Below are 25,054 nucleotides of genomic sequence, written 5' to 3'. Positions count from 1 at the left end.
ACAAGTTGTGCATTTGTGATCCTACATAGATTGCCCGGGAAAGAAGGTTACTATCCGATTTTAGTAAAAACTATTTTTGTTTTTCTTTTAATAACTGTTCGATATAAGCCGCTTCTGCTTTACAGTTATACGTATAGCTTGTACCTAGTTCTTTTTGCAAAGCCTCGATTGTTTCAACCTGCTTAGCTGTTGGTTCTTCATTTAAAATTTTGGCAATTACCTCATCGATTTTTTGAGCCATTTCTTCATGGAATTCAGTACTCATCAAAACATCTGCTGGGATTTTTTCGATCCAAGCCGCATTTGCCTGAAAATAAGATTGCCAGCTAGCAATAAAGTCTTCCATAGAAAAGCGCTCTTCATCCCAAGCAATACTTGCCAAGTATGATTCGAAAGATGTTGAAATCGAACGCGTAATGCTAATTTTAACACCTGAAGACAATTCCTTATACATCTATATAATCCTCCTACGTTTTAAAAAACCTCAAATTACATGTATTTCAATTCACAATCGCATATTTGCCATCGCGCTCTCAGAACATAAATCATCTAAATCATTTAACAATAAAAAAATATTCAACTACATTATTTTATAGCTTTTAGCCTATAATTGCAAATTAAGCCTGTTTTGGCTGTTCAGGTCCAATTGCAAATAAAATATCTGCCTCACATACAAGCTCACCATCTACAGTAGCAATACCGTGTCCTTTGCCCATTGCACCACGAAGTTTTACGAATTCTACTTCCAATCGAAGCTGATCTCCTGGTACTACTTGACGCTTAAAGCGGCAGTTGTCCACACCTGTTAAAAAAGCTAGACGACCTTTAAATTGCTCTGCATTTAATAATGCTACCCCACCAACTTGTGCTAAGGCTTCTACGATTAATACGCCTGGCATTACTGGGTAACCTGGAAAATGGCCATTAAAGAAATCTTCGTTAATGGAAACATTTTTTAAGCCTACTGCACGCTTACCTTCTTCTAATTCCACAATACGATCGACAAATAAAAAAGGATAACGATGCGGTAAAATTGCTTGAATTTGTTCTGCTGTTAACATTTCTTTTCCCCCTTAGAATATGTATTTATGTAAAACGCAAAGGATGGTAAAGAATATTATTATTCTTTACCATTCATTATGTCAAATATATGTTGCCATGTCTCTGTTTTAAAAACATCCATTGCTTTACCTTCGCCTATTACACTGTAGCCAACCATTGTTCCTAGAATAGCTGCAACTACGATTAAAACGAGAACAAGTACTACACGTAACCAAATCGGAATCAGTCGTATTTGCACCCATCGAACCTCTCGTTGCTCTCCATTTGAGCGTCGTTCCTTCTCTTCTGGTGGCGTTTCGGTTTCTTTTGTCGGCACAGAACGGCGACGTGAATCGTTTGTCATAGATTGTACTCCTTCATTTCTAACTAAACATTTAAAATAGGGTTAACCTATCGAATGCCATTAATAAGTCCTAGCATTTGGTCTGCTAATGTTACGGCCCTTGCATTGAATTGATACGAACGCTGTGTTTGGATTAAGTCAGTCATTTCTTTTGATAAGTTCACATTCGACATTTCAAGCATACCATTTTGCATGCCAATTTGCTGACGATTTACTCCCTGTAATTCTGTCAATACTTCAGCCTGATTATACCCTAGCTCAGCTAAGTTATTTGGTAAACCAATATATGTGCCAGAAATATGTTCCATTAACTGCGGCTTTTGAAGTTCTGTAACGGCTAAATCTGTACGAATAATATTGCCATTCGCATCAGTTGCCTCCAAAACGCCTCCATTGCTTATACCAAAACTTTTTACACTATCCGGTAATGTAATCGCTTGTCCTGATGCATCTGCAAGCGGATAGCCATCCGCATTTACAACCATGGTCGTTCCATTATTTAATGGTGATAAATAAAAGTCACCTTGACGAGTATACACTGTTTTTGATCCATTTTCACCATCTGGCATCAAAATATTAAAATATTGCTTTGATTTTGTAAAAGCAAAATCAAGGTCACGATTTGTTGTTTGTAATGAGCCTTGCTTATGATTCGTTTGAATTTGACCGAGCTTTGCCCCTGCACCATAGCGGATACCAACAGGCGTTTGACGCTCAGCGCGGTCTTGCTTATCATTATTGAATTGTTGATAGAGCAGTTCGTTGAAAGTAGATTCCTGCGTTTTAAAACCATGTGTATTACTGTTAGCAATATTATTACTAATGGTATCTAACTTATTTTGTAATTGCCCCATTGTATTAGTAGCGGTAATCATTGTACGTAACATTTGAGAGCACCTCCTGTTCGCTTCTTATATTTTGCCAATTTCATTTACAGTTTTTTCCATACTACGATCATAAGCTTGTAACACTTTTTGATTCGCTTCAAACGCACGGTATGCTGTCATTAAATCTGTCATCGTGCGACTAGAATCAACGTTCGAACCCTCAAGGGAATTTTGGCTCAGTGTAAAGGACACGCCATTCGCACCATAAGCAGTCGGTAAATTCCCACCATTTTGTGTACGAATTAAGCCGTTATCTTGTTTTTGTAGCATGTTCGGATTCGCTGCAAAAGATACACCTACACGTGCTACCTGTTGATTATCTACATAAATGGCACCGTCTTGGTCTAAGCGGAAATCATCATTTTGTAGCTGGATGCGCTGACCTGCATCAGATAGCACATACAGTCCCTGTGGATTTACTAAGTAGCCTTGCCCATCTAATGTAAAATTCCCGTTACGTGTATATGCTTCTCCGCCTTCAGGATGCGCTAAGCGAAAGAAAATTGCCCCCGTAACACCATCTTCATTTTGCGGTAAGTATCCATCGATTAAGGCCATATCTGTCGGTAAATCTGTACTATAAATTTGGCCTTGTATGTAATTTGGCAATGTTTCCTGCATATAAATCCCTGTGTTCAATGCGCCGACTTGACTCATATATTGCGAACCAGCTTGCTGATTAGCAGGTGCATTCGTTTTACCCACACTTGACATAAGCATGTCCGGAAACGAACGAATAGTTGATTGGTCTGCCTTAAATCCGGGAGTATTAGCATTTGATAAGTTATTCGTTAATAATTCTGTTCGTCTTTGTTGTGTAATCATCCCTGTTGCAACAGTATAAAACCCTTTAAACAAAGGAATCACCTCATTCTATTATTATAAGGAAGCGGGTACTCGATCAATATTTTCAAGCATAATGCCTGTACCAATTGCCACACAATCCATTGGATGTTCTGCGATGAAAACAGGTACCTTTAGCTCTTCTATTAATAACTGGTCCATGCCGTGTAACAAAGCACCGCCACCAGTAATTATAACACCACGATCAATAATATCCGCCGATAATTCTGGTGGTGTTTTTTCTAATACATTTTTCGCCGATTGAACAATCATTGCTACCGATTCATGTAATGCACGTTCAATTTCTTCCGAATAGATAGTAATAGTACGAGGCAAGCCTGTTACCATGTCACGCCCACGAATATCCATTGAATCGTTGCGACCACCTTTAAATACCGTACCAATGGTCATCTTAATCGACTCTGCAGTACGTTCACCGATTAGCAATTTATATTCTTTTTTAATGTACTGCAAAATATCGTTATCAAAAACATCTCCAGCAACCTTGATAGATTCACTCGTTACAATATCTCCCATTGAAAGGACGGCAATATCTGTTGTCCCACCACCAATATCAACGACCATATTACCACTTGGTTGGAAGATATCCATACCAGCACCTATAGCTGCAACTTTTGGTTCTTCTTCTAAATACACTTTTTTACCGCCTGATTTTTCAGCAGCTTCACGAATAGCCTTTTGCTCAACACTAGTAATATTTGTTGGACAGCAGATTAGTATGCGAGGCTTTGTTAAAAAGCCCTTTAAATTTAATTTATTGATGAAATGTCTAAGCATTGCTTCTGTAACATCAAAATCTGCAATGACGCCATCCCGTAATGGACGAATTGCAGTTATATTGCCTGGCGTGCGCCCTACCATTTGGCGAGCTTCTTCCCCTACCGCTAATACCTTATTTGTCTTTCTATCAATCGCAACCACAGACGGTTCGTTCAGGACGATTCCCTTTCCTTTTACGTGTATTAATACGTTCGCAGTTCCTAAATCAATGCCAATATCTTTCGAAAACATTTTTTAATTTCTCCTTCCCGCCAGTTCCAACTACATAACGTTCATTTTTATCTGTTTATCTAGAATATTTTATCATACCCTATTGGTAATTTCACCTAAATTTAGTCAATATGTATGTTTTCCTTCAATTATATAAATTGTCGTTAAACGGTACAAAAAAAAGAACGAATCATTCTTGACTCGCTCTTTCTTTCCACTTGTTTTTCGTTGCCTCTCCTCCACGAATATGACGTACGGCCTTATGGTAGGCGAGAATCTCTTTCACTTGCTCAGCTAATCCTTCATGAATTGTAGGTAATCGCTCTGTTAAATCTTTGTGCACCGTACTTTTTGAATAACCTGTCATTTTCGCGAGGACACGCACAGTTTCACGCGTCTCAATCAATAATTCACCGAGGCGAATGCAGCGCTTCCGAATGTGCTCGTGCACTTTCTTCGTCCTTTCCACACAAATTCATAAAATGGCTTTGGCATCAGATGCACGTCTGCGCATTTCTTCACCTTATGTAAGGACAAAGCTATTCAGAACACGATTTACACTTTCCGTTAATATGCTAACTTTTTATTAATAATTGATTGTTCATGCTGCATACTCGAGGGTTAAGACCAACACGATATGGGACACGAAACAGTTGTCGCATATGTGAGAAAATTCCAAGCTTCCTTCTCCAAGTGCGCGTTTCTTATTGCTCCATAATGTTTATGATCACGCAAAAAAAGCCACAGTTCGTGGCTTTTTAGGTCAGCACTTTTCGTATACGGATGTTTTGTCAGTGCGAAAGTGCTATGACAGAAACGAACTTGCGCGAATGTAGTTTTTAAAATGCTAGTAATTTTTTTGGATTAATATAATTCCCGTTTTCTAGTACTTCAAAATGCATGTGAACGCCTGCTGCTTGATTCCACTCATTGTCAGTCGCTTTTCCTAGTGCCTGACCTTGTGTCACCTCGTCGCCTTCTTTCACTGCAATGTCCTTCACAGAACTATAATGCGTTTGCATACCATTCGCATGCTCTAGTACGATTTTATTGCCAGTGAATGCATCTAGTTTTACCTCTAGTACTTTACCACTCATAGCTGCAACAACTTCGAATTCTTCCCCATTCATAGAAAGTGAAATCCCTGAAGAAGTTGTGAATGTTTGATTGAATACCATTAAGGCATTCTCACGTGACTCTTCATTGGCTTCTAGCTCATAAAATTCCTGTGAAACTTGTACTTTACTAAGATTCGTTTCCTTGAATGGATACTTCATGTTTTCTGTACGTGCATTGGTTTCAACTACTGGACCTGGTTCCACTTGCGCTAAATCTGGTAACGGAGCCTCTTCTACTTTTGATACGAGACTATTGTAACCAAATAACATACCTGCTAGCATTAGAGCGCCACCTGCATACACCGCTGGCCAAAACCAAGGTTTCTTCTGTAACTGTCCTTTTTGAGAAGTTTTACTATTTTTATCCTCTCTCATTTTCATCACCTCTAGTTGCAGTGTGAACAACTAGAAGTTATTTTAAACATGCATCTATCGTTTTTATCTCAATTTGTTGATAATAATAGTGTAAAATTTCTGCAGCGGTTTTTCCTTCACCCGCCATTGCCTCTGCACCATACTGACTCATCCCTACGCCATGGCCATATCCTTGTGCTGTCACATTTACTTTACCCGTACTCTTATCAAACGAAATATTAAAGTCAGTAGATGGCAATTGCAAAAGTGTACGTACTTCGCGCCCTGTCCATACATTATTGCCTAATTGCAATCGTTCAACACGCCCTGAATCGTTTAGGAACAACTGTAAGCGACTAAAATCAGCTGCTTGCCATTTAATTGGCCACAAAGCATTCCATTCAGCTAATGTCCATTCTTCCATTGAAGTAAATTTTGGGGATGATTGATCTGAAATACTTGCAACACTTTGTAAATACGGAATCTCATTGCCGCTGTAACCATAGGCACTCTCAGTTTTACCATTACTTGTTGAATGAAACATTGCAGTAATTAATTCATTATTATAAAGAAGAACTTGTCCTTTCGTTTCTGTAATCGCCTCGACAATTTTCTTTTCATTTCCTGGGAAATTGCTAGTCCAATTGGCTTTTCTTTGATTCTTATCATAGAAAACTTGTCTAGCAACAGTTGGTGCAATTGCTTTTTTGCCGTAATTTGTCGTTTTCAACGCATAAGTTCTTGCCGCAATAGCTTGTGCTTTTAAAGCCTCTTTTTTAAATGAAACTGGCATTTCTGCTGCTACAACTCCTGTTATATACGTTTCTAAAGGGATTTTTTCCTTCTGCCCCTCCACTTCTATAAGTATTTCACAAGCTTGCTCCGTACTTGGCGGAGGACTGTCGTCCACTTTTCTCTCACTAAATGCCACTGGAAGCATATATAATGCACCAATTAAACAAATAATCCCTATACTCATCATCCATTTTTTCATAAGGAATAATATGCTAGATTTCATCTAATTATGTGCGCAAAGAAATGGAAGTGCCTCATGCCTTCCCCTCAACAACAACGAAAAACCCTTTGCTCCACATGTTAGCAAAGGGTTTTTTTGTTCTATTTAATTGGCTGGAATATGAATAGTTGATTTTTCATTCGATACAACTTCCATTGTTGCCACACGCTCAATATCTGCGCCAAGTGAAGCTAGCTTGCCGTGAAAATCTACATAACCACGGTCTAAGTGATGAAGCTTTGTAACACGTGTAACTCCCTCTGAAACAAGGCCAGCTAAAATAAGTGCAGCCGCTGCTCGTAAATCTGTAGCCATTACTTCAGCCCCCTGAAGGTTAACAGGCCCTTCGATAAACACAGAACGCCCTTCAATTTTAGCACCAGCATTCATGCGACGGAACTCTTCTACATGCATGAAACGATTTTCGAATACCGTTTCTGTAATAATACTCGTACCTTCTGCTGTCAACATTAACGCCATCATCTGTGATTGCATGTCTGTAGGGAAGCCCGGATGTGGCATAGTTTTAATATCTACCGCTTTTAAAGCATTCGGTACACGTACGCGTATCCCTTCATCTAGCTCTGTAATTTCTACACCCATTTCACGCATTTTTGCAATTAATGCCGTCATATGCTCTGGTTCAGCGTTTTCAATAGTTACATCACCTTTAGTAATCGCTGCCGCTACCATAAATGTACCTGCTTCAATACGGTCAGGAATAATATGATGTTCTGTTCCATATAATGTGTCAACACCTTCAATACGAATCGTATTCGTACCTGCACCGATGACACGACCACCCATACTATTTATGAAGTTTGCAAGATCTACAATTTCAGGCTCTTTTGCAGCATTTTCGATCACTGTGGTGCCAATTGCTAAAGATGCAGCAGTCATAATATTTTCTGTAGCTCCAACACTAGGGAAGTCCAAATAAACATTTGCTCCCTTTAAACGACCCTCAGTCTTTGCTTCTACATAACCGTGTCCAAATGAGATTTTTGCCCCCATTGCTTCAAAACCTTTTAAATGTAATTCAATTGGACGAGAACCGATTGCACAGCCTCCCGGTAAAGCAACTCGTGCAAAACCATTTCGAGCTAGTAAAGAACCCATGACTAAAATTGAAGCACGCATTTTACTTACATATTCAAACTGAGCTTCGCTAGATAGTTCTTTCGTTGTATCGATATATACAGTGTTTTCTTCAGGTATATATGTAACATCAGCATTTAGGCTTTTTAATACTTCGTTAATTGTATAGACATCTGCTAAGTTAGGGACTTCTTTAATTACATTCTCTCCTTTAGAAGCAAGTAAAGCTGCTGCTAGGATTGGTAACACTGCATTTTTTGCGCCCTCTACACGAACTTTTCCCTGTAGTTTTTGGCCGCCAGTCACTATAATTTTTTCCACCCTACGTCCCTCCGAATTCAATCTCTTAAGCTATCGAATATTTATTTTAAAAAAAGATGTATAATGTCATAATCAGTAAACAAACAACTCTATAGTACAACTTTTCACACGCTAGTTCAAGCATCAAAATCACTATTTTAAGGCATTTGTTGATATTTTACTATTTATTTATTGTACGCATTATTTTTTTTTTTGTGAATGACCTATAACATGGAACAACTGCCTCAATTTCTAATACATACCCATAGTTTTGTGAACAAAAAACAAAATTTGTATAAATTTATTAAAGCACGCAGTACATATTTCAAAGGACCTCATAAAACATCTTATGGAGCCCTTTGAAATATGTACGTATAAAATTACTCCACAAAAATATAGTTGAGCACTTTTACATAATAGAATTAAAATAAGTACGGCAGTTGACCAGACCAGCTTGAAATTTGTAAAAAGAAATTCGATATGGCAGTGCCAATTGCAATACTCAACAATATATAAATTAACTGTATTTGAAATACTTTATTTTTCTTAAACAGCTTATCTAACATGAAGGCCTGCAAAGCGTAAAATGTGATAGCAATAAAAAATAGATGAGATACAATACCCATTAAAGCTTCTTGCCCTACAGCTTCATAAATTTCCACGTTGATTCCTCCATTTAAAAAACGGGCAGAAATTAAATCTGCCCGTTAAAAATTGAATTAGCTATTACCCTCATGAACGTTGATACGATTCAACGCACGTTTTAATGCTAGGTCAGCACGTTTGAAATCAATGTTATCTTGTTTACCTTGAATACGTCCTTCAGCACGTTTAACGGCTTCTTTAGCACGTTGAACATCGATACTTTCAGCCACTTCAGCAGAAGGAGCTAAAATTGAAATCTTTTCTGGACGAACTTCAATGAAACCACCGCTTACAGCTACAAGCTCAGTTGAGCCATTTTCTTTTTTAAGCTTCACTGCACCAATTGCAAGTGGAGCTACCATCGGAATATGGCCAGCAAGTACACCAATTTCACCTGAAGTTGTTTTCGCGATTACCATTGTTACTTCAGAATCGTATACTGGGCCGTCGGGAGTGACAATATTGACTGTAACTGTCTTCATATTTTTTCCTCCTCGTCCCTAGTATTAAACCTCTACGCCCATGCTCTTCGCTTTTTCAACTACTTCATCAATTGAACCAACTAAACGGAAAGCATCTTCTGGTAAGTGATCGTATTTACCTTCAAGGATTTCCTTGAAAGAACGAACAGTTTCTTTAACAGGTACATAAGAACCTTGTTGACCAGTGAATTGTTCCGCAACGTGGAAGTTTTGAGATAAGAAGAATTGAATACGACGAGCACGTTCTACTGTTTGTTTATCATCATCAGATAACTCATCCATACCTAAGATTGCAATGATATCTTGTAATTCACGGTAACGTTGGATTGTACGTTGTACACTAGTAGCCACAGCGTAGTGCTCAGCGCCTACGATTTCAGGTGATAATGCACGTGAAGTCGAAGCTAATGGGTCAACCGCAGGGTAGATACCCATTTCAGATAATTTACGCTCAAGGTTAGTAGTTGCATCTAAGTGGGCGAAAGTTGTAGCTGGAGCCGGGTCAGTATAGTCATCGGCTGGTACATAGATCGCTTGAATAGAAGTTACAGATCCTTTGTTAGTAGATGTGATACGTTCTTGTAGTTTACCCATTTCTGTTGCAAGTGTTGGTTGGTAACCTACCGCAGAAGGCATACGACCTAATAGGGCAGAAACCTCAGAACCTGCTTGTGTGAAACGGAAGATATTGTCGATGAATAAAAGTACGTCAGCACCTTGCTCATCACGGAAGTATTCTGCCATTGTAAGACCAGTTAAAGCTACACGCATACGTGCACCTGGTGGTTCGTTCATTTGACCGAATACCATCGCTGTTTGCTTGATAACGCCTGAATCGCTCATCTCGAAGAATAAGTCGTTCCCTTCACGAGTACGCTCACCTACACCGGCGAATACAGAGATACCTGAGTGCTCTTGTGCGATGTTATTGATTAATTCTTGGATTAATACTGTTTTACCTACACCAGCACCACCGAATAGACCGATTTTACCACCTTTGATATATGGTGCTAATAAGTCTACTACTTTGATACCTGTTTCAAGAATTTCAACTGTTGTTGAAAGTTCATCGAAAGATGGTGCTTCGCGGTGAATTGAATCACGACGAACGTCAGCAGGAATCTCTTCACCTAAGTCGATTACTTCTCCTAGTACGTTGAATACGCGACCAAGAGTAACTTCACCAACTGGTACTGAGATAGCTTTTCCTGAGTCTGTTACTTCTGCCCCACGTTGTAAGCCATCAGTAGATGACATTGCAATTGTACGAACAGAATCATCACCTAAATGAAGTGCAACTTCTAATGCAAGAATTGTTGGTTCTTCATTAGGACGTTCAATCTTAACTGTTAATGAGTTATAGATTGCTGGTAATTGGCCGTTTTCGAATTTTACGTCAACAACCGGACCCATTACTTGAATAACATGTCCTTTATTCATTACTGTGTACCCTCCTATCGATTGGTGTCTAGCTTTGCGCGTAGCCCGCTCGAGGTTGCTTCGGCTCAGCACCCACATGTAAGCACGCTTTGCTGATTCCAAGCACTTGTCGCGTCTATACGAACGCACTCAGCTTTTCTAACCTTATACGACATTGGTGAACCGAGCCTATTCTAAGGCTGCAGCTCCACCAACGATTTCTGTAATTTCTTGTGTAATTGCTGCTTGACGTGCACGGTTATATTGCAACGAAAGATCTGCAATAAGATCAGATGCATTATCAGTTGCATTTTTCATAGCAGTCATACGAGAAGCATGTTCACTTGCTTTTCCATCTAATAATGCGCCATAAACTAAGCTTTCCGCGTATTGTGGAAGTAATACTTCAAGAATTGCTTCACCAGATGGTTCAAATTCATAAGAAGCCTTACTGTTTACAGGTGCAATATCTGTTAATGGAAGAAGTTTTTTCTCTGTCACTTCGTTAGCAATTGCGCTGACAAAGTGATTGTAGTACATATAAAGTTCATCATACGTACCGTCAATGAACATACCAACAGCATTACGAGCGATTTCTTTAATATCAGCGAATACTGGTTGGTCAGGAAGAGCAACAACACTGCTGATGACATTATGATCACGTTTCACAAAGTAATCACGAACAACACGACCTACTGCTAAAATCACGTATTCGTCTTTTGATTTATGACGCTCGTTGATTGTACGTTGTACTTGACGTAGGATACTTGAGTTGTAAGCACCTGCAAGACCACGGTCAGAACCAATGACTAAGTAAGCTGTTTTCTTTACAGGACGAGCAGTTAACATTGGGTGTCCACTGTCTTTTGTACCTGCTGCGATTGCGCCTACTACGTCCTGGATTTTTTCCATGTAAGGAACGTAAGCTTTAGCATTTTGCTCTGCACGACGTAACTTTGAAGAAGAAACCATCTGCATCGCTTTCGTAATTTGTTTCGTACTCTTTGTAGAATTAATACGACCTTTTATTTCGCGTAAGTTTACCACTGGTATTTCACCACCTTTTGTTTTTTAGTCAAGTGACTATCTCGAGCTTATTCAGATTTAGCGAAAGTTTTTTTGAATGCAGTTAATGCTGCTTCATACTCAGCGTCTGATGCAAGTTCTTTTGTAGTACGAACATGATCTAAAACGTTAGTGTGGTTTGAATCTAACCAGCTTAAGAATTCGTTTTCGAAACGAACGATATCTTGTACTGGAATATCATCTAAATGACCTTTAGTTAATGCATAAAGGATCGCAACTTGTTTTTCAACTTTAAGTGGTTTGTTTAGGTCTTGTTTAAGCACTTCAACCGTACGTTTACCACGCTCAAGTTTAGCAAGTGTAATTTTATCTAAATCTGAACCGAATTGAGCAAATGATTCAAGCTCACGGAATGCAGCTAAGTCAAGACGTAGTGTACCCGCAACTTTTTTCATTGCTTTAATTTGAGCTGATCCACCTACACGTGATACAGAAAGACCTGCGTTGATCGCTGGACGTACACCTGAGTTGAATAAGTCAGATTGTAAGAAGATTTGACCATCAGTAATTGAGATTACGTTAGTTGGGATGTATGCAGAGATATCCCCAGCTTGTGTCTCTACGAATGGAAGAGCTGTGATAGAACCACAGTTGTAAGTTTCATTTAACTTCGCAGCACGTTCAAGTAAGCGGCTGTGTAAGTAGAATACGTCACCAGGGTATGCTTCACGACCTGGAGGACGGCGTAGAAGAAGTGAAAGTTCACGGTAAGCTGATGCTTGTTTAGAAAGATCATCATACACGATTAAAACGTGCTTACCTTGTAACATGAATTCTTCTGCCATAGAAACACCAGCAAATGGTGCTAAGTATAATAATGGAGCAGGTTGAGATGCTGCTGCAGTTACAACGATTGTGTAATCTAATGCACCGTGTTTACGGAAAGTTTCAACTACACCACGTACAGTAGATTCTTTTTGACCGATTGCAACATAGATACAAATCATGTTTTCACCATTTTGGTTTAAGATTGTATCGATTGCTACAGATGTTTTACCTACTTGACGGTCACCAATGATTAACTCACGTTGTCCACGACCGATTGGTACTAAAGCGTCAATCGCTTTGATACCAGTTTGTAATGGTTCATGTACTGATTTACGAGCCATTACACCGAAAGCTGGGCTTTCGATTGGACGAGATTTTGTAGTGTTGATAGGACCTTGTCCATCCACTGGTTGACCAAGTGGGTTTACAACACGGCCAATTAGTTCTTCACCAACTGGTACTTCCATAATACGACCTGTACGACGAACTTCATCGCCTTCTTTGATGTCTGTGTATGGACCTAAGATTACGATACCAACGTTACCTTCTTCTAGGTTTTGAGCCATACCCATAACACCGTTAGAGAACTCTAAAAGTTCTCCAGCCATGGCGTTGTCGAGGCCATGAGCAAGAGCGATACCGTCACCAATACGGATAACTGTACCAACTTCGCTTACTTTAAGTTCAGATTCATAATTCTCAATCTGTTGTTTAATCAGACTGCTTATTTCTTCAGCCTTGATGCCCATGTATGTCACCTCTCACATTTCTAAATTATTAACCGATTAATTCACGTTTTAGACGCTCAAGCTTGTTCACTACTGAGCTATCATAAATATGGTTACCGATTTGAACACGAATACCACCTAATAATGATGGATCGATTTCGTTTGTAATGTTTAATGATTGTTTTCCAACAAGTTTTGCAAACGTTGCAGAAATTTTAGCGCTTTCTTCTGTAGAAAGTGCACGAGTTGAGAATACAGTTGCGTCTGCAGAACCTTGTGCTTGTGCAGCAAGTTCAGCATAAGCGTCTGCAATTAGCGTTACTTCGTTTACACGTTTTTTCTCAACAAGAAGTTGAATTGTGTGTAAAAATTCAGGTGTTGCACCTGCAAAGATAGTAGCTACCAATTGTTTCTTACGTTCGATAGAGAACTTAGGTGCGCTTAAAAGCGTTAAGAAATCTGGCGATTCTTTTACGACTTTTGTTAGCTCGCTTAAGTCTGAACCAACTTCTGCAAGAATACTCTTTTGCTGTGCTAATTCAAAAAGCGCTTGAGCATAACGTTTTGCTACAGTTGAATTACTCATTGAGCTTCCCCTGCCTTCGCAATCGTCTCTTCAATCAGAGCACGGTTGTCTGCCTCAGAAATCTCTTTGCTAAGGACTTTAGATGCTGCAAGTACAGATAATGAAACGACTTCATCACGTACAGCTGCGATAGCTTTTTCTTTTTCAGACTCAATTTCACGTAAAGCCGATTCTTTTAAGCGGTTAGCTTCATTGCGAGCTGCAGTAAGAATATCTTCTTTTTGCATTTCGCCTTGCTTCTTAGCGCCCTCAACAATCGATTGTGCTTCTGTGCGAGCTTCTTTAAGAAGGCTCTTTTGTTCTTCTAAAAATTTGTGCGAATCCTTGCGCGCTTTTTCAGCTGCTTCAATCTCACTAGCTACTAATTCTTCACGTTGTTGCATGATGCCCATAAGTGGACCCCAAGCGAACTTTTTAAGTAGAAGCATTAATACTAAGAAAATCGCTAATGTTGCAACGATGTCACCGCCGTTAAAAGCGCCTGCACCTAGTACAAGATTATCTAAAAACACGATTGTTTCACTCCCTTCAAGAGCTTTGACTTCAACATAATAATTTGTTTCGAAAACTTACCTATTTTAAAAAGCTATATTTGCACATAGCTTTAATCAGTTCCAAAATGAAGGGCGAAGTTTCATCTGGAGAATCCTGCTTCGCCACTACTAAAATTCAGTAGACAACTGAATTATTTGTTCATTACGATGAATGCTACTACTACTGCGATGATCGGAAGGGCTTCAACTAATGCAACCCCGATGAACATTGTTGTTTGAAGAACGCCACGTGCTTCTGGTTGGCGAGCGATACCTTCTACTGTTTTTGAAACGATAAGACCGTTACCGATACCTGCACCAAGTGCACCTAAACCGATTGCGATTGCTGCTGCTAATAAACCCATTTGAAAATTTCCTCCTTGGAATTGTATGTTTTTTTGTTTTAAGCATAAAAATTATGCTTTATATTAATGGTCATCGCTCACTTTATGAGCCATGTAAACCATTGTTAACATTGTGAAGATAAAGGCTTGGATTAAGCCAATGAAAATAGAGAAACCTTGCCATGCCATCATTGGTACGATCGCACCAATTGCACCGACAAATCCAGATGTTGCTAAACCTGCGATTAATGTAAGTAAAATTTCACCCGCATAAATGTTACCGTAAAGACGCAGACCTAGTGTTAATGTGTTTGCAAACTCTTCAATGATTTTAAGTGGGAACATGAATGACATCGGTTTGAAGAATGTACCAACATAATGGCCTGTCCCCTTCATTTTGATACCATAGTATTGCGTTAATACTAAAATCATTGCTGCAAGTGTCATAGTAACAGTTGGGTCAGCTGTTGGTGATTTCCACCAAAGTTTATGGTCATAGACGATAGAGAATGGAAGACCTAATAAGTTAGATACTGCGATAAACATAATAAGTGTGATACCTAAAATATGAAAACGTCCACCTGTTTTCCAGTCCATGTTGCTTTTAATGATATTCTTTACGAAATCCATAATCCATTCCATAAAGTTTTGCATACCGGTTGGTTTCAACTTTAAGCTTCTAGTTGAGATAACTGCGATTAAGAATACGACTGTTGCTGCAACTAGTAGCATCATAACTGTAGATAAGTTAAAAGTTAAGAAACTGACTGGTGTCCATAACGGAGCTTCATGATTCATTGTTATTTTTCACCTCTCTTTCTAATAAAGCACATTAGTGGTTCCTTACATGAGATACAATTCTCTCGACAAAGAGAAAAACGTACGGAATCATTAGCCCTATGACCGTGCTAATTAAGTGAAAATAGTCTGGCAACGAAATGGCTATAGCGACTGCCGCCACACCTGATCCGAAGCGAAGTGCTGAACCAAGCGAGCCTATTTTCTTCCCTTCACTAATGGAACGATCAAACTTCTCCATACGGCGAACTAAAATCCAAAAATTATACGTACCAAAAAATGCTCCGATTGCGATACCCGCAAAAACAGATTGATAGGACGTCAAGCCCCAGCCTAATGCGCAAAGTGCGAGCAAAAAAAATAACGCTCTCTTCTGCACAGCAAAAATGTGATGCAAATCTAGCATTGGTTTGTAGTCTCCTGAATCATTTTTTCGAGTAAAGAAAACGTTTGCTGACCACTTTGTGAAATCAGAAAAGAGCAGTGAAAAACACTACTCACAGCGGAATAGTAATGGGAGCGTTATCATGAAATTACAGGTGTAAATCCCTAATAATGCCTTACACCCCTTACTTACTCGGTGTTAAACCGAAACGCACAAAACGTTGCAAATCGACAGCGTTTGTTTTAACTGTCAATTCAGTAGAAACTTGATATAACAAGTGTTTCAACGTCTATTAACGATTAGAAACCCTTATCATTCTTACCCTTTGTAAGCATACAATAGGTGATATTTGAAGTCAATTAGTAAAGGAGAAAAACTTCACAGCCTCTATACTCTTGTCAAATTGTTGACAAATTTGTGTATGAAATATCATATACTGTGAAATATTTTTCGCATTTATGCATAAAAAAGCTAATTTACGACATAAATATGCTCGTAAATTAGCCTCACAGTTAAAAAAGGTACATTTGACTTATTTTTTGTTTTGAAAATAGTATATTATTTGCTTTTATGCAAAAATTCTAAGAGAACCTTTACTATACGTTCTGAAGCATGTCCATCCCCATAAGGATTCGATGCTTTTGCCATTTCTTCATATACATTTGTATCTACTAATAATTGTTTTGCTAGCGAATAAATCGTTTCCTCTTCAGTTCCTGCTAGCTTTAGAGTTCCTGCCGCAATGCCTTCTGGACGCTCCGTCGTATCACGTAGGACAAGCACTGGCTTCCCTAGTGAAGGTGCTTCCTCCTGAACGCCACCCGAATCAGTTAGAATCATGTACGAGTTTGCCGCAAAGTTATGGAAATCAAATACTTCGAGCGGTTCAATTAAATGCACGCGCTCATTATCTCCTAAAATTTCATTAGCAATTTCTCGAACAGCTGGATTCATATGCACAGGATAGACAACTTGTACATCCTCATGCTCTGATAAAATACGCGTAATCGCTTGGAACATATGGCGCATTGGCTCCCCTAAATTTTCACGTCTATGAGCTGTCAATAAAATCATGCGATCATTGCCTATTTTGTCTAATACAGGATGCGTATAGTTCTCACTAACTGTCGTTGCTAATGCATCTATAGCCGTGTTACCTGTCACAAAAATAGTGTCTTGATTTTTGTTTTCATCTAAAAGATTCTTCTTAGATACTTCCGTTGGTGCGAAGTGAAGATCAGCCATCACGCCCGTTAACTGACGGTTCATCTCTTCGGGGTAAGGTGAATATTTATTCCATGTACGAAGACCCGCTTCCACATGTCCAATTGCAATTTGGTTATAAAACGCGGCTAAACTCGCAATAAAAGTTGTTGCGGTATCACCATGTACTAAAACAATATCAGGCTTTGCTTCCTTCATGACTTTGTCTAAGCCTTGCAAAGCGTTAGTTGTCACGTCAATTAAAGTTTGACGATCCTTCATAATATTTAAATCATAGTCTGGTGTAATTTTAAATGTTTCCAATACTTGATCGAGCATTTGGCGATGTTGTGCCGTTACTGTCACAATCGCTTCTACTTGCTCAGGATGTTTTTGTAATTCCAATACAAGTGGAGCCATTTTAATCGCCTCTGGTCTCGTACCGAATATCGTCATCACTTTCCATTTTTTCGTCAAAACGATTTGCACCGTCCTTTGTTATATTGTACAAAAAAGTTCAATTACGACTATTTCTCCGTTGGTGGCGTAATTGCCTAGATATACTATGAAACGTCCTTCAATTAAGAAGGACGCTTTCAAGAGTTATAAAGTTGCTTTACAAGTCAAACATAGCTATTCGTTTACAAATTACTTCTTACTTTGTACCGAATAGACGGTCTCCTGCATCACCTAAGCCAGGTACAATATAACCATGGTCATCCAACTTTTCATCAAGTGCAGCAATATAGATGTCTACATCTGGATGCTCTTCTTGAATTACTTTTACACCCTCTGGCGCAGCAATTAAGCACATAAATTTAATGCTTTTCGCACCACGTTTTTTCAATGAGTTGATCGCCTCTACTGCTGAACCACCTGTTGCAAGCATTGGGTCTACAATGATGAAATCACGTTCTTCTACGTCTGCTGGCAGTTTTGCATAATACTCTACAGGTTTTAATGTTTCTGGGTCACGATAAAGACCGATATGACCAACTTTCGCTGCTGGAATTAGCTTTAAAACACCGTCTACCATGCCGATACCTGCACGTAAAATCGGTACGATAGCAAGTTTTTTACCAGAAAGAACTTTTGTTTTTGCAACTGTAACCGGTGTCTCAATTTCAATCTCTTCTATTGGCATATCACGTGTGATTTCAAATGCCATTAATGTTGCGACCTCGTCTACTAGCTCACGGAATTCTTTTGTTCCTGTTTTCTTATCACGAATATAAGTTAACTTATGTTGGATTAGTGGATGATCAAATACGTATACTTTGCTCAAAGGGGTTCTCTCCTAACAGTTCGGATTTCATTTTTATCCCGTACTAACGGATGCTAAAACACCACCTCAAAATGAAGTCTAAGCAAGAAGTTTCAGTGGGGATTAAGCATCTGTAAGTACCCGATTTATTTCAACTAATAATCGATGGAATACCCCATCGATTAAAGTTTCATTTTATCTCAACTAGTATAACAGAAAAAAGGAGCCGTCTCAAAATTTAATTCAAGACGGTTCCTTTTCCAGAATGTTAGCTACATGTAAATGCGATTTATACATCTAATATGGCATCAAGTTGCTCAATCGGCATTGGTTTATAATAGAAGTAACCTTGTCCAACCGTACAACCAAGTGCACGTAATATTTCAACCTGTTCCTCGTTTTCTATACCCTCAGCTACGGATGTCATTCCTAGATTTAAAGCAAGTTGAATAATCGAACGGACAATAGCAAGTGTAGCCGCATCATTAATATCGCTAATAAAGCTTCGGTCAATTTTCAATTCAGTAAATGGCAGTCTTTGCAGATAGCTTAGGGAAGAAAAGCCCGTCCCAAAGTCATCCACGGACGTTTTAAAACCATAACTCTTTAGTTCTTGAATAATAGCTAGTGCTGTTTGGAAATCTACTAAACCAATATTTTCAGTTACTTCTAATATAATATAGCTTGGATCAATATTGTATTTTTGGACTAACTGCAATATATCCTGCACAAACTGAGGGTAGTAAAAATGGTCAGGTGAAATATTCACTGCAACCTTCACCAATTTTTTTCCCAATCCTTGCCGTTCCGCTAGCCACGCAAGAACCTGTTCTAATATTTGCGTATCAATTTCTCGCACTTTTCCCGCATTCTCCGCAACTGGTATAAATGCAGCAGGTGATACAAAGCCAAGCGTCGGTGAAATCCAACGAGCGAGTGCTTCAATACTTTGAATCTCCCCTGTTCGTAAATCTACTTTTGGTTGTAGATTCACGGAAATCTCTTTGTTCTTGAGCGCATGGGATAAATGATTCAAAACCTGCATTTGCTGCTCTAATACATCATTTCGTTCCTTTGTAAACACTTCCATATGAGTTCCAGATTTATTGACCGCATAGGATAAAGCGTTATCTGCAAAGCGTATGGCGTCAGCAATTTTAATATCCTTATCGAATGAAGCAATTCCGGTTTTTAACGTAATGTATATTTGCTTACCAACTATCGTGAATGGCTGGCGTATTAATTCTTTTATACGTCTATCATAATTCGTCAAATCTTCATGGGGAGTCATATACGAAATAATGAGACTAGAGCTTGTAAATCGAGCGATATATTCATTATGCTCATTTTTATTTTCATTGAGTCGTTTTGCAATTTGTCTTAATAGCTCGTCCCCAGCTTCTCGACCATATAATTCTACAACTTGATGAAATTCACTAGGCTTTAAGATTTTTATAAAGCCACGTTGTCCCTGCTCTTTCTCATTTTCTATCCTATTTACAAAACTATGGCGATTGGGCAATCCAGTCGTGATATCCATATATGCTAAATCCCATATTTTTTTCTGCGTTTTTGCATAAGCATACGCTAACGCTACAAGTGATCCGATCTTTCCAAACACATTCACAACGAATGTAGGATCACTCGGATAGTGGTTATGGAATATCGCAAACAAGCCTATCACTTGTTGTTGTTGATTGCGAATTGGAACGAAACAGCCTGATCGCTTATTGAATGAAGTGGCAAACTTTTTATGTGCTAGTGGAAGCTCAATTTCTTCTAAATTTTCAGCTAAAATAAATGCTTCTTCCTGCATAGCTCTATGATAAAATTCATTGCAATCACTTATCTCAGATAATTCACTACTGTTACAATTAGCCGTGAAAACCCGAAATTGATTTGCTTCCGTTTTTATAAGTATCATGCTGTTCACATATGGCATAAAAAATTCATTTATAGACTTACAGACAATACCCATTTTTTTATCAAAGGGATTGTCCTTTTCAATTGCCTCATACATCGCTTTCTCAAGACAGATTAAAAATTCCTCAGTATGGTAATACGTAACATCCTTTACAAGTAATAATACAAATAATGTTTCATCCTCATTATTTTGAAAAGGAAGCGCCTGTATTTCCGCCCAAAAAGGAGGCTTTTCAAAGCAATTATGGTGAAGTTTTGCTTTTACCATTGCTCCGTTATGTACTTTTTCCTTAATCATTTCAATTGTTGTCATTTGCATTTTACTAGGAAGCATTGAAAAATAATCTTTGTTTAGTATTTGTGAACTTGTAGCGTTCGTAAGTTTACAAAAAGAATCATTCCAATCTATGATGCTATAATTCTTTTTCGCATCAAATATCACGTAACTCTCTTCAGAGTTATCACCTAATTTACGAATAGTAGTTAATAAAATATTATTTTGTAAGTCTCTCGCTTTAGCAATCATCCAACCCCTCCCGTCTGTAACACATTAACCACCATGTCATTTATATTGTACATAAAAATTCAATATTTTGTCACTTTTATAAAAAATTCTTCTCTATCAGGTCATTATTTGTCCTTCAACCACTTAAATATTTCCTTTCTTATTTATTTTATGTAAAAAAAATCAAAAATAGGATTATTTTACTTAGGTAATTGAATAATTTATACTCTTTATCGTTTTACCTGCTTTTCAAAAAAAAAGAAAGGCTGTGCCTGAAGTGAAATAATACACTTTAGGCACAGCCTTATTGATAATAATTATACGTATAATGGATGTTTGTCAGTTAAAGCTATTACGCGATCTTTAGCTTCTGCTTTCACTGCTTCATCTTCTGGGTTTTTAAGTACCGTAGCGATAATCGCACCAACTTCTTTCATGTCTTCTTCTTTAAAGCCACGAGAAGTAACTGCAGGTGTGCCAATACGGATACCAGAAGTAACGAATGGAGATTCAGTATCGTAAGGGATTGTATTTTTATTTGTTGTGATACCTACTGCATCTAGCGCGTGCTCTGCTACCTTACCAGTTAAGCCAAGAGATTTTACGTTAAGAAGTAATAAGTGGTTATCTGTCCCACCAGAAACGATTTCAACACCTTCTGCAATTAACACTTCTGCTAATGCTTTCGCATTTGCTTTAATCTGTTTTGCGTAGTCTTTGAATTCTGGCAGTAATACTTCGCCGAATGCTACAGCTTTTGCCGCGATTACATGCATTAATGGACCACCTTGTATACCAGGGAAAACAGATTTATTTAACTTTTGTTCCCAATCTTTAGAAGCAAGAATTAAACCACCGCGTGGACCACGTAATGTTTTATGCGTTGTAGAAGTAACAAAATCAGCATATGGTACTGGTGATTGATGCTCACCCGCAGCTACAAGACCTGCAATGTGTGCCATATCTACCATAAAATATGCGCCTACTTCATCAGCAATTTCACGGAATTTAGAGAAGTCAATTTCACGTGGGTAAGCAGATGCACCTGCAACGATTAGTTTTGGTTTATGTTCTAATGCTTTTTGACGTACATCTTCATAGTCGATAACCTGTGTATCTTTTGTTACACCGTATTCCACGAAGTTATAAAGAATACCTGAGAAGTTTACTGGTGAACCATGAGTTAAGTGACCGCCATGAGACAGGTTCATACCAAGAACTGTATCACCTGGTTCTAAGATTGTATGGTATACTGCCATATTTGCTTGTGCACCAGAATGAGGTTGTACGTTTGCATATTCTGCGCCGAAAATTTCTTTTACACGGTCACGTGCGATATCTTCCACAACATCTACGTGTTCACAGCCACCATAGTAGCGTTTGCCAGGGTAGCCTTCCGCATATTTATTTGTAAGAACTGAACCTTGTGCTTCCATAACTGCTTCAGATACAAAGTTTTCTGATGCGATTAACTCAATATTCGCTTGTTGACGTTTTTTTTCTGCTAAAATCCCATCTAATACTGCTTTGTCTTGTACTGCTAATTTTTCGAATGTCATGTTTGAAAAAGCCTCCTAAGTAATGGTTTTTTAATGTACTTCTTAAAAGAAGTAGTGTTACTTATATACAGCACGCTCGCCGCCTATTCGCTTCGGACGTGTTGTTGCAATTGTGACAACAGCTTCTCCCACAGTTCGGACAGTTGTTCGAACAGGAACAGCTACTGCCTTTAAATGCATGCCAATTAGTGTTTGACCAATGTCGATACCTGCATTCGCAAGCACTGTCTCTACTACAACAGGCTTTACAAACTGTGTATACGCATAAGCTGACATGGATCCACCTGCTGTACGGACAGGGACAACAGCTACTGGTTCATAGCCAAATTGTTCTGCTATTGTTGCTTCTATAGTGATAGCGCGATTAATATGCTCACAGCCTTGGAACGCTAAATGCAACTGATGCTTCTTTGCAAATGCCAATAATGGCTCAAAAATTGCCTCTGCGGTTTCAAGTGCGCCTGCTGTGCCAATTTTCTGACCAATCACTTCAGACGTAGAGCAGCCTACGACAAAAATAGTATTCGGTCGTAAGGTTACCTGCTCTTCGAATTCACTGAGTAACTGAGTCAATTGCGTTTGTATTTGCTGTACAATCACTAAGCTCAGCCCCTTATTTAGACGTCTTGGCATTTACGTCACACGCAGAAATCGCCTGACCATATTCAGCCAGCGATTGTCACATGTTAATGATCGTAAATGCTAGTTCTTATTGTTCTAATTCAGCGATTTTTTCTACGCGACGTGTATGACGGCCGCCTTCAAAATCTGTTTCAAGCCATGTTTTGGCGATTTCACGTGCAAGACCAGGGCCAATAACGCGTTCACCCATCGCTAAAATATTCGAATCATTATGGCAACGCGTTGCCTTTGCACTAAATACATCGTGTACTAAAGCACAACGAATTCCTTTTACTTTGTTTGCTGCGATGGACATGCCAATCCCTGTGCCACAAATTAAAATACCTTTATCAAATTCCCCGTTCGCAACACCCTCAGATACTGGCTTTGCATAATCAGGATAGTCTACTGAATCCGCAGATTGTGGACCAAAATCTTCGTAGCTAATATTTAGCTCATCTAACAGTTGCATAATCTCACGTCGTAAGTTATTGCCTCCGTGATCAGAAGAAATTGCTATTCTCACTGGGTTCCCTCATTTCGAATTATAGTCAACACTAGTTTACCACTTCTCTCTCAATAATAACACGATTATTCTTGCATTTTTATGCTGATTTCTCCTGAAAGACGAACATTTCTTGTTATTACATAAAAAAACGTTCATTTTTTAGTTGATTTATCTGTGGATAATGTGAATATCATGTTGATAAATTCGGTTTATGGTCTTTTGTTTTAATATTCCATCTTCTGAAGGTTTTCTACTTTTCTAGCTACAATGGACATACTATTTCAATATTTTTTACAAAAAACTAATTATAGTGAATTTATAACGAGAGCGAAAAAAAAAACGAACTCACTAGTTTATCTAATGAATTCGTTTTTCAAGCTAAGCTTGTCTATCAAATTGTTGAATCATTTTATGAAGTTCTTCGGATTGTTTTTTCAAGTCCTGTGCTAGTTGCTCAACCTGCTCTATTGCATACGCTTGTTCCTCTGCAGCACTGCGAACTTCCTGAGCACCAGCCGAGGTTTCCTGAGCAATTGCTGCTACTTCCTGTGATTGTCTAGCCGTTGTTTCAATATTGTACATTTGTTGTTCTATTAATGAAGAAATTTCCACAATTGACGTCGCCATCTCGTGTACACTTGAGGACATACCCTCTACAGCGGACGTCGTTTCTGAGACACGCGCAGCCTCTTTTGTGGCAAAGGATACCTGTTGATTCATTTGTTTAACGACAACACCAACATTTTGCTGCATTGTTTGGATAAGAGATGTTATTCCTTGTACGGCTTTTGCACTTTCATCCGCTAAGCCACGTACTTCTTCAGCGACAACTGCAAAGCCTTTTCCGTGCTCCCCAGCTCGCGCTGCTTCGATAGATGCATTTAACGCTAGTAAATTTGTTTGTGATGCGATGTCGCCAACCAAGCTAATAATACGTTCTACCTGCACAGCATTATCTTCTAGCGCGCGAATACTTACTAATGCCTCATTGTTGCCAGCCGCAATTTGCTGAATACTATTGACCAATGTTTCAATAGCTTTCGTTGTTGTCGTTAAATTATGTAAAATTTCTTTTGTTTGCGTTGCTGACTGTTCCGCTCTACTATTCACTTTAGTTGCAAGCGCTCGGACATCTTCAATTGCCTCGGCTGTATCCTGTACTGCCGTAGCTGATGCCTCTGCACCAGTGGAAATATGCTTCACTGTAGACGCTATTCCTTCTGCTTTTTTTGTTGCAACCCCTGCTTCGTCAGATAACTGGATAATCGATTGGTTCGTTTGTTGGAAGTTTTGATCGATACTTTCCACCATTTGTCGTAAATTTAGCACCATTTGTTGGAATGCCTCTGCAACCGAGTGAATCTCATCATTCGTTTTCGGCATTTTTACATCCTGTCCAATTTTTCCTTGTGCTACGCGAGAAGCCGAATATTCAAGTTGTTGTAAAGGTTTGATTAATATAACACTGAATATTCCTGCGAGGATACTTGACCAAGCAATCCCTAATATATAAGTAAACACTTCAAACAGCCTACGATTGATTTCTGGGAAAAAGGTAGGTTGTACATATTCAATGAATATAAAACTGATACTATATGTGATTAGCGCAAGAATGCCGACAAATAATATAAGTTTAAGTCGTAAGCCAAACTTTTTTTTCATAGTG

27 protein-coding genes are annotated in these 25,054 nt (G+C 38.7%); all 27 read right to left on the bottom strand.

Annotated elements, in window-relative coordinates; translation table 11 throughout:
* Window positions 1-70 precede the first annotated feature (70 nt).
* Complete coding sequence (locus ACQKII_RS14810) at window positions 71-454, bottom strand: hypothetical protein (protein ID WP_427460482.1); 384 nt, start codon at window positions 452-454, stop codon at window positions 71-73.
* 163 nt (window positions 455-617) lie between these two features.
* On the bottom strand, window positions 618-1,061 hold the full coding sequence (gene fabZ / locus ACQKII_RS14805; RefSeq protein WP_107923649.1) for a 3-hydroxyacyl-ACP dehydratase FabZ: 444 nt from the start codon (window positions 1,059-1,061) through the stop codon (window positions 618-620).
* A 59-nt stretch (window positions 1,062-1,120) separates the two neighbouring features.
* Window positions 1,121-1,405 (bottom strand): DNA-directed RNA polymerase subunit beta, encoded by a 285-nt coding sequence (locus ACQKII_RS14800; protein WP_427460480.1) that lies wholly within the window; start codon window positions 1,403-1,405, stop codon window positions 1,121-1,123.
* Between the two features lie 47 nt (window positions 1,406-1,452).
* Entirely contained in the window at window positions 1,453-2,292 is an 840-nt protein-coding gene (locus ACQKII_RS14795) for a flagellar hook-basal body protein (protein WP_427460478.1), read from the bottom strand.
* Between the two features lie 24 nt (window positions 2,293-2,316).
* Window positions 2,317-3,150, bottom strand: coding sequence for a flagellar hook-basal body protein (locus ACQKII_RS14790; RefSeq protein ID WP_427460476.1), 834 nt, complete (start codon window positions 3,148-3,150; stop codon window positions 2,317-2,319).
* Between the two features lie 21 nt (window positions 3,151-3,171).
* The gene (locus ACQKII_RS14785) at window positions 3,172-4,167 is read right to left on the bottom strand and encodes a rod shape-determining protein (protein ID WP_427460474.1); all 996 of its coding nucleotides are present in this window, start codon (window positions 4,165-4,167) and stop codon (window positions 3,172-3,174) included.
* Between the two features lie 169 nt (window positions 4,168-4,336).
* The gene (locus ACQKII_RS14780) at window positions 4,337-4,597 is read right to left on the bottom strand and encodes a sporulation transcriptional regulator SpoIIID (RefSeq protein WP_010858004.1); all 261 of its coding nucleotides are present in this window, start codon (window positions 4,595-4,597) and stop codon (window positions 4,337-4,339) included.
* A gap of 388 nt (window positions 4,598-4,985) precedes the next feature.
* On the bottom strand, window positions 4,986-5,639 hold the full coding sequence (locus tag ACQKII_RS14775) for a M23 family metallopeptidase (RefSeq protein ID WP_143997237.1): 654 nt from the start codon (window positions 5,637-5,639) through the stop codon (window positions 4,986-4,988).
* Between the two features lie 37 nt (window positions 5,640-5,676).
* Entirely contained in the window at window positions 5,677-6,612 is a 936-nt protein-coding gene (gene spoIID / locus ACQKII_RS14770) for a stage II sporulation protein D (RefSeq protein ID WP_427460472.1), read from the bottom strand.
* A 126-nt stretch (window positions 6,613-6,738) separates the two neighbouring features.
* A complete protein-coding gene (murA, locus tag ACQKII_RS14765; protein WP_427460470.1) occupies window positions 6,739-8,052 on the bottom strand; it encodes a UDP-N-acetylglucosamine 1-carboxyvinyltransferase in 1,314 nt (437 codons plus the stop codon).
* A gap of 401 nt (window positions 8,053-8,453) precedes the next feature.
* Window positions 8,454-8,693, bottom strand: a complete 240-nt coding sequence (locus ACQKII_RS14760; RefSeq protein WP_427460468.1) for a DUF1146 family protein — start codon at window positions 8,691-8,693, stop codon at window positions 8,454-8,456.
* 57 nt (window positions 8,694-8,750) lie between these two features.
* Window positions 8,751-9,158: a F0F1 ATP synthase subunit epsilon gene (locus ACQKII_RS14755; protein ID WP_427460466.1), complete on the bottom strand. Its 408-nt coding sequence runs from the start codon at window positions 9,156-9,158 to the stop codon at window positions 8,751-8,753.
* 24 nt (window positions 9,159-9,182) lie between these two features.
* Entirely contained in the window at window positions 9,183-10,598 is a 1,416-nt protein-coding gene (atpD, locus tag ACQKII_RS14750; protein ID WP_427460464.1) for a F0F1 ATP synthase subunit beta, read from the bottom strand.
* A 168-nt stretch (window positions 10,599-10,766) separates the two neighbouring features.
* Entirely contained in the window at window positions 10,767-11,624 is an 858-nt protein-coding gene (gene atpG / locus ACQKII_RS14745) for an ATP synthase F1 subunit gamma (protein ID WP_427460462.1), read from the bottom strand.
* 47 nt (window positions 11,625-11,671) lie between these two features.
* On the bottom strand, window positions 11,672-13,180 hold the full coding sequence (gene atpA / locus ACQKII_RS14740) for a F0F1 ATP synthase subunit alpha (RefSeq protein ID WP_427460460.1): 1,509 nt from the start codon (window positions 13,178-13,180) through the stop codon (window positions 11,672-11,674).
* 28 nt (window positions 13,181-13,208) lie between these two features.
* Window positions 13,209-13,745, bottom strand: coding sequence for a F0F1 ATP synthase subunit delta (locus ACQKII_RS14735; protein ID WP_427460458.1), 537 nt, complete (start codon window positions 13,743-13,745; stop codon window positions 13,209-13,211).
* Window positions 13,742-14,257, bottom strand: coding sequence for a F0F1 ATP synthase subunit B (atpF, locus tag ACQKII_RS14730; protein WP_427460456.1), 516 nt, complete (start codon window positions 14,255-14,257; stop codon window positions 13,742-13,744). Before atpF ends, ACQKII_RS14735 begins: the two co-directional genes overlap by 4 nt.
* Before the next feature lie 173 nt (window positions 14,258-14,430).
* Window positions 14,431-14,643, bottom strand: a complete 213-nt coding sequence (atpE, locus tag ACQKII_RS14725; protein WP_010857993.1) for a F0F1 ATP synthase subunit C — start codon at window positions 14,641-14,643, stop codon at window positions 14,431-14,433.
* A 63-nt stretch (window positions 14,644-14,706) separates the two neighbouring features.
* Entirely contained in the window at window positions 14,707-15,420 is a 714-nt protein-coding gene (gene atpB, locus ACQKII_RS14720; protein ID WP_427460454.1) for a F0F1 ATP synthase subunit A, read from the bottom strand.
* Between the two features lie 34 nt (window positions 15,421-15,454).
* Window positions 15,455-15,826 carry an ATP synthase subunit I gene (locus tag ACQKII_RS14715; protein WP_427460452.1) on the bottom strand — a complete coding sequence of 124 codons (372 nt, stop codon included), beginning with the start codon at window positions 15,824-15,826 and terminating at the stop codon, window positions 15,455-15,457.
* Window positions 15,827-16,363: 537 nt separating this feature from the next.
* Window positions 16,364-17,485 carry a non-hydrolyzing UDP-N-acetylglucosamine 2-epimerase gene (gene wecB / locus ACQKII_RS14710; protein ID WP_427460449.1) on the bottom strand — a complete coding sequence of 374 codons (1,122 nt, stop codon included), beginning with the start codon at window positions 17,483-17,485 and terminating at the stop codon, window positions 16,364-16,366.
* Between the two features lie 178 nt (window positions 17,486-17,663).
* Window positions 17,664-18,293, bottom strand: coding sequence for a uracil phosphoribosyltransferase (gene upp / locus ACQKII_RS14705; RefSeq protein ID WP_427460446.1), 630 nt, complete (start codon window positions 18,291-18,293; stop codon window positions 17,664-17,666).
* A 268-nt stretch (window positions 18,294-18,561) separates the two neighbouring features.
* Window positions 18,562-20,721, bottom strand: coding sequence for an EAL domain-containing protein (locus ACQKII_RS14700; protein ID WP_427460443.1), 2,160 nt, complete (start codon window positions 20,719-20,721; stop codon window positions 18,562-18,564).
* Between the two features lie 296 nt (window positions 20,722-21,017).
* Window positions 21,018-22,259, bottom strand: a complete 1,242-nt coding sequence (gene glyA / locus ACQKII_RS14695; protein ID WP_427460441.1) for a serine hydroxymethyltransferase — start codon at window positions 22,257-22,259, stop codon at window positions 21,018-21,020.
* 57 nt (window positions 22,260-22,316) lie between these two features.
* Entirely contained in the window at window positions 22,317-22,859 is a 543-nt protein-coding gene (locus ACQKII_RS14690; protein WP_427460439.1) for a TIGR01440 family protein, read from the bottom strand.
* A gap of 109 nt (window positions 22,860-22,968) precedes the next feature.
* On the bottom strand, window positions 22,969-23,406 hold the full coding sequence (gene rpiB / locus ACQKII_RS14685; protein ID WP_143997221.1) for a ribose 5-phosphate isomerase B: 438 nt from the start codon (window positions 23,404-23,406) through the stop codon (window positions 22,969-22,971).
* A gap of 360 nt (window positions 23,407-23,766) precedes the next feature.
* Complete coding sequence (locus ACQKII_RS14680) at window positions 23,767-25,050, bottom strand: methyl-accepting chemotaxis protein (protein ID WP_427460437.1); 1,284 nt, start codon at window positions 25,048-25,050, stop codon at window positions 23,767-23,769.
* Between the last annotated feature and the right edge of the window lie 4 nt (window positions 25,051-25,054).

Origin of the sequence: Lysinibacillus sp. NPDC048646 (assembly GCF_050272295.1) — a bacterium.
Classification (GTDB): Bacteria; Bacillota; Bacilli; order Bacillales_A; family Planococcaceae; genus Lysinibacillus.
Note: the sequence above shows the minus strand (reverse complement) of the source record. Positions and strands in the feature narration are given on the sequence as shown.